Origin of the sequence: Klebsiella sp. 141162 (assembly GCF_050600755.1) — a bacterium.
GTDB lineage: Bacteria > Pseudomonadota > Gammaproteobacteria > Enterobacterales > Enterobacteriaceae > Klebsiella > Klebsiella aerogenes.
Genome location: NZ_JAQIRI010000041.1, coordinates 1 through 237, shown reverse-complemented (window position 1 = coordinate 237; position 237 = coordinate 1). Strand labels below are relative to the sequence as shown.

Below are 237 nucleotides of genomic sequence, written 5' to 3'. Positions count from 1 at the left end.
GGGTGAAGTCGTAACAAGGTAACCGTAGGGGAACCTGCGGTTGGATCACCTCCTTACCTTAAAGAACCTGCCTTTGTAGTGTCCACACAGATTGTTTGATAAATGATAAATTTCAAAATGTACTGTTAAGTGCATTGTGAAATTTTGCTCTTTAAAAATCTGGATCAAGCTGAAAATTGAAACGACACACAGTTAATGTGTGTTCGAGTCTCTCAAATTTTCGCAATCAGAAGTGAA

The 237-nt window shown here is 38.4% G+C and carries 1 rRNA gene; it reads left to right on the top strand.

What is annotated here, in order from left to right:
• Positions 1–56, top strand: a 16S ribosomal RNA gene (locus PGR23_RS24485); the annotation flags it as partial.
• Between the last annotated feature and the right edge of the window lie 181 nt (positions 57–237).